The sequence below is a fragment of the Sphaerisporangium sp. NPDC088356 genome, assembly GCF_040685555.1.
Lineage (GTDB): Bacteria > Actinomycetota > Actinomycetes > Streptosporangiales > Streptosporangiaceae > Sphaerisporangium.
Window position 1 is genome coordinate 1 of sequence record NZ_JBFBIK010000213.1, and the last position, 5,398, is coordinate 5,398.

Consider the following 5,398-nt stretch of genomic DNA (forward strand, 5'->3'; position numbering starts at 1 on the left):
CCTTCACCCCCGCCCGTTCGCGAGCTCGCTGGAGAGAAGACCTCAGGCGAGGCTGATGGAGCCGCCTTCGACCTTGATCTGCTTCTCGGCCAGGGGCTCGCTCGCCGGGCCGTTGGCGACCGAACCATCGGCGATGTTGAACTTGCTGCCATGACACGGGCAGTTGATCGTTCCATCGGAGACAGACCCGACCGGACATCCCTGGTGGGTGCAGAGGGCGCTGAACGCCTTGAACTCGCCGTCCTTGGGCTGCGTGACGACGATCTTCTCCTTCTTGAAGATCTTGCCGCCGCCGGTGGGGATGTCGCTGGTTTTCGCCAGACCGGCGGCACCCGCGGCCGCGTCGCCCGCGGCGTCTCCGGCAGAGGACGCCGGAGCGGGGTCCGCGGCGGAGTCTCCGTTGTCGACCGAGGTCGCCGAGTTATATCCGCCGCACGCGGTAAGCACCACGGCCAGACCCGCGCCACTCGCGCCGAGCATCACCGCACGCCGTGTCGTATCCGTGTCCGTCATATTCGCCTTCCTAGAGGTCTGTTATCTCTGCTACGGCTCGCGCCCCGGCTTGGTTCAGCAGGCGCGACAATTGACCCAGGAAGTATGAACAATGATGCATAACGCGCAGGTCAAACGGACCTGATATCCACCCCATGCCAAGCCCGCCACAGGCCTGCCTTCCTGCCCAAGCCCGGTCCGTAAGCCCAGCCCCGCCTGCCCAAGCCCGCAGGCCGACCCGCCTGCCCAAGCCCGGCCCGTAGGCCCGGCCCGGCCCGGCCTTGCCGGACCCCCCTCGCATGGCCCCGGCCACGCCGCGTCGGCCCCGTGGCCGTTTGGGGCCGGGCGGCGTGGTGTGCGGGACGAGAGCGGTCAGCCTCCGAGGATCTTGCTGAGGAACCGGCCGGTGTGACTGTCCTCGATGCGGGCGACCTGCTCGGGCGTACCGGTGGCCAGCACGAGCCCGCCACGGGAGCCGCCCTCGGGACCCATGTCGATCACCCAGTCGGCGGTCTTGATGACGTCGAGGTTGTGCTCGATCACGATGACCGTGTTGCCGCTGTCGACCAGGCGGCCGAGCACGCCGAGCAGCTTACGGATGTCCTCGAAGTGGAGGCCGGTGGTGGGCTCGTCGAGCACGTAGACCGTGCGGCCCGTGGAGCGCCGCTGCAACTCGGACGCGAGCTTGACCCGCTGCGCCTCGCCGCCGGACAGGGTGGTCGCCGGCTGGCCCAGCCGGACGTACCCGAGGCCGACGTCGTTGAGGGTCTTCAGGTGCCGCTTGATCGCCGGGATGGCGTCGAAGAACTCCAGCGCCTCCTCGATCGACATGTCGAGGACCTCGGAGATCGTCTTGCCCTTGTAGTGGACCTCCAGGGTCTCCCGGTTGTAACGGGCGCCGTGGCAGACCTCACAAGGGACGTAGACGTCCGGGAGGAAGTTCATCTCGATCTTGATGGTGCCGTCGCCGGAGCACGCCTCGCAGCGCCCGCCTTTGACGTTGAAGCTGAACCGGCCCGGAAGGTAACCGCGGATCTTCGCCTCGGTGGTCTGGGCGAACAGCTTGCGGACGTGGTCGAACACCCCGGTGTAGGTCGCGGGGTTGGACCTCGGCGTGCGGCCGATCGGGCTCTGGTCGACGTGGACGACCTTGTCGACCTGGTCGGTGCCGGTGACCCGGGAGTGCCTGCCCGGCACGGTCTTCGCGCCGTTGAGCTCCTTGGCCAGGGCGTTGTACAGGATGTCGTTGACCAGGGTGGACTTGCCCGAGCCCGACACACCGGTCACCGCGGTGAACACGCCCAGCGGGAACTCGACGTCGACGCCCTTGAGGTTGTGCTCACGGGCGCCCTTGACCACGAGCTTGCGCTTGGAGTCGCGCTTGCGCCGGGAGGCGGGCAGGTCGATGCTCCTGCGGCCCGAGATGTAGGCACCGGTCAGCGAGTCCTCGCTGGCCAGCAGGTCTTCCACGGTGCCCGACACCACGACCTGGCCGCCATGCTCGCCCGCGCCGGGGCCGATGTCGACCACCCAGTCGGCGGCGGCGATCGTGTCCTCGTCGTGCTCGACGACGATCAGCGTGTTGCCCATGTCGCGCAGGCGGATCAGCGTGTCGAGCAGCCGCTGGTTGTCGCGCTGGTGCAGGCCGATCGACGGCTCGTCGAGGACGTACAGCACGCCTACCAGGCCCGACCCGATCTGGGTGGCCAGCCGGATGCGCTGGGCCTCTCCACCGGCGAGCGTGCCCGCCGCGCGGTCGAGGGTGAGGTAGTCGAGACCGACGTCGAGCAGGAACCCCAGCCGGGCGTTGATCTCCTTGACGACCCGCTCGGCGATGTGGGTGTCACGCTCGGAGAGGGTGAGCCCCCCGAGGAACTTGGCGCACTCGCCGATCGACATGCCCGACACCTCGGCGATGGAGGAGTCGCTGACCGTGACCGCGAGGGAGACGGGCTTGAGGCGGGCGCCCTTGCAGGTCGGGCAGGGGATCTCCCGCATGAAGCCCTCGAACCGCTCGCGCGTGGAGTCGCTCTCGGCCTCGGCGTGCCGCCGCTGCACCCACGGGATCACGCCCTCGAAGGTCGTGTAGTAGGAGCGCTGCCTGCCGTAGCGGTTGCTGTAGCGGACGTGGACCTGCTCGTCGTGGCCGCGCAGCAGCGCCTTCTGCGCCTGCTTGGGCAGCCGCTCCCAGGCGGTGTCGAGGTCGAACCCGATCGCGTGGCCGAGCGCCTCGACCAGCCGGATGAAGTAGTCGCTGGTGTGGCCGCCGGACCACGGCGAGATCGCGCCGTCGCCGAGGGACTTCTCGGGATCGGGCACCACGAGGTCGGGGTCGACCTCCATGCGGGTGCCGAGGCCGGTGCAGTCGGGGCACGCGCCGAAGGGCGAGTTGAACGAGAAGGACCGCGGCTCCAGCTCCTCGAACGACAGGTCGTCGTAGGGGCAGTAGAGGTGCTCGGAGTAGAACCGCTCGCGCCCGGGGTCGTCCTCGGGGAGGTCGACGAAGTCGAGCGTGATCGTGCCACCGGACAGCTGCAGCGCGGTCTCCACCGAGTCGGTGAGGCGCCGGCGCGCGCCGTCCTTGACCGAGAGGCGGTCGACGATCACCTCGATGTCGTGCTTCTCGTACTTCTTCAGGGTCGGCGGCTCCTCAAGGCGGACCACCGTGCCGTCGACGCGGGCGCGCGCGAAGCCCTTGGTCTGCAGCTCGCGGAACAGCTCGGCGTACTCACCCTTGCGCCCGCGGATCACCGGGGCGATGACCTGGAACCGGGTGCCCTCGGGGAGCTCCAGGACGCGGTCGACGATCTGCTGCGGGGTCTGCCGGGCGATGGGACGGCCACAGGCGGGGCAGTGGGGCTTGCCGATGCGCGCCCACAGGAGGCGCAGGTAGTCGTAGACCTCGGTGATCGTGCCGACGGTGGAGCGGGGGTTGCGGGAGGTCGACTTCTGGTCGATGGAGACGGCCGGCGACAGGCCCTCGATGAAGTCGACGTCGGGCTTGTCCATCTGCCCGAGGAACTGCCTGGCATACGACGAGAGCGACTCGACATAGCGCCGCTGGCCCTCGGCGAAGATGGTGTCGAAGGCCAGGCTGGACTTGCCCGAGCCGGAGAGCCCGGTGAAGACGATGAGAGCGTCTCGCGGCAGGTCAAGCGAGACGTCCTTGAGATTGTGTTCGCGGGCGCCACGAACGATCAAGCGGTCGGCCACAGCAGATCTCTCATGTTGGGTTGCGATCCACGGCAGCCGGAACTGGCCACCTCTGACTAGTCGCCGCCACTCTAACGACGGGGTCCGACAGTTTTCTTCCGCTCCGGCGAGCGGACGGGCGTCCTCCCGAGATCACCCGCGGACGGTCCTCGGGCGGAGGCCGGCGCGTGCGATACCAGCCTGTACGGAGTGCGCCCGCGCGGGCGGGCGGGTCCGGGGCGATGATGACGTGCATGACCGTTCTCGACGACCTTCAGGCCGAACTCACCGCGGCCACGAACCGGCTGCTCGCCACCACGGCCACACTGTCCGACGCGGACGTCACGGCCCCCTCCCTGCTTGCGGGCTGGGCCCGCGGCCACGTGCTCACCCACGTCGCGCGCAACGCGGACGGCCACATCAACCTGCTGACCTGGGCCAAGACGGGTGTGTACACCCCACAGTACCCAACGCGCGACGCCCGGGAGGCCGAGATAGCCGAAGGGGCCGGGAGGCCGATCGCCGAGCAGCACGCCGACCTGGTGGACAGCGCGGCCCGCCTCGACGCCGTGATCGACACGATGACGCCGGGGGCGTGGAGCGCCACCGTGCGGGGCATGCGGCCGCCCGATCACCCCGCCTGGTACGTGCTCGTACGCCGCATCCGGGAGGTCGAGATCCACCACGTCGACCTGGGCGCCGGCTACACCTGGGCCGACTGGCCCGAGGCCTTCGTCAGGCGGGAGCTCCACGACGCGATGGCGGGCTGGCCGTACGCCGAGAGCACCGTCAGCGAGCTCCACGCCGGCGGCCGAAGCTGGACGGGCCTGGGTGAGGGTCCTGTGGTGGAGGGCCCGGCGCCCGTCGTGCTCGCCTGGCTGACCGGCCGCCTCCCGGACGGCGGGTCGGGGGACGCGGGCGGCGTAGCGGGCGCGGGCCTTAGGCTGGCGGAGAAGCCGCCGGCGGCGCCGCCGTGGCTGACGATGCCGGCACCGCCCGGCCTTCCGGCGACACCACCCGAGGAGTACCCATGACCTATACCGGTGATGTGACCGCTGACGGCCCCGCCGACGTGCGTGAGCTGCCCGGCCTGACGATCAGCAAGATCGAGGTGGGCGACTTCGGCAACAACGCCTACCTGCTGCGATGCCGCGAGACGGGCGACGGCGTGCTGGTGGACGCGGCCGCCGACGCCCGCAGGCTGCTCGACCTGATCGGCGACCGGCCGATCAGCAAGATCGTCACTACCCACCAGCACCAGGACCACTGGATGGCGCTGGCCGAGGTGGCGAAGGCGACCGGAGCCGAGACCGTCGCCCACCCGCTGGACGCGCCCGGGCTGCCCGTGCCGGTCACCCAGCCCGTGGAGCACGGCGACAAGGTGACCGTGGGAGTGGTCACGCTCGACGTGATCCACCTGCGCGGCCACACCCCCGGTTCGATCTCCCTGCTCTACCAGGACGCCCACCTGTTCACCGGCGACTCGCTGTTCCCCGGCGGGGTCGGCAACACCCAGCGCGACCCCGCCCGCTTCGAGCAGCTCTACACAGACGTCGTGGCGCGGGTCTTCGACCGGCTTCCCGACGAGACCTGGGTGTATCCGGGCCACGGCAAGGACACCACCCTCGGAGCCGAGCGCCCCTCCCTGCCCGAGTGGCGCGCCCGCGGCTGGTAGGAGACGCGGAACGGCCCGGTCCCCCTGAGGGAACCGGGC

Annotated in this window: 4 protein-coding genes; 2 read left to right on the forward strand and 2 right to left on the reverse strand. The window is 70.0% G+C overall.

The features are described 5' to 3' along the window. Positions 1-42: 42 nt before the first annotated feature. Complete coding sequence (locus tag AB0O34_RS35940) at positions 43-513, reverse strand: Rieske (2Fe-2S) protein (RefSeq protein WP_363923320.1); 471 nt, start codon at positions 511-513, stop codon at positions 43-45. Positions 514-864: 351 nt separating this feature from the next. Then, positions 865-3,705 (reverse strand): excinuclease ABC subunit UvrA, encoded by a 2,841-nt coding sequence (gene uvrA, locus AB0O34_RS35945; protein ID WP_363923322.1) that lies wholly within the window; start codon positions 3,703-3,705, stop codon positions 865-867. 233 nt (positions 3,706-3,938) lie between these two features. On the opposite strand from uvrA, the gene AB0O34_RS35950 reads away from it, so the two are divergent. Together AB0O34_RS35950 and AB0O34_RS35955 are read left to right on the forward strand one after the other, a co-directional pair. Then, the gene (locus tag AB0O34_RS35950; protein WP_363923324.1) at positions 3,939-4,718 is read left to right on the forward strand and encodes a maleylpyruvate isomerase family mycothiol-dependent enzyme; all 780 of its coding nucleotides are present in this window, start codon (positions 3,939-3,941) and stop codon (positions 4,716-4,718) included. Beyond that, complete coding sequence (locus tag AB0O34_RS35955) at positions 4,715-5,359, forward strand: MBL fold metallo-hydrolase (RefSeq protein ID WP_363923326.1); 645 nt, start codon at positions 4,715-4,717, stop codon at positions 5,357-5,359. Before AB0O34_RS35950 ends, AB0O34_RS35955 begins: the two co-directional genes overlap by 4 nt. The last annotated feature ends 39 nt before the right edge of the window (positions 5,360-5,398 follow it).

Coding starts and splice junctions, on each gene's coding strand:
- AB0O34_RS35940 (WP_363923320.1), bottom strand. CDS start 513: ATGACGGACACGGATACGACACGGCGTGCGGTGATGCTCGGCGCGAGT.
- AB0O34_RS35950 (WP_363923324.1), top strand. CDS start 3,939: ATGACCGTTCTCGACGACCTTCAGGCCGAACTCACCGCGGCCACGAAC.
- AB0O34_RS35955 (WP_363923326.1), top strand. CDS start 4,715: ATGACCTATACCGGTGATGTGACCGCTGACGGCCCCGCCGACGTGCGT.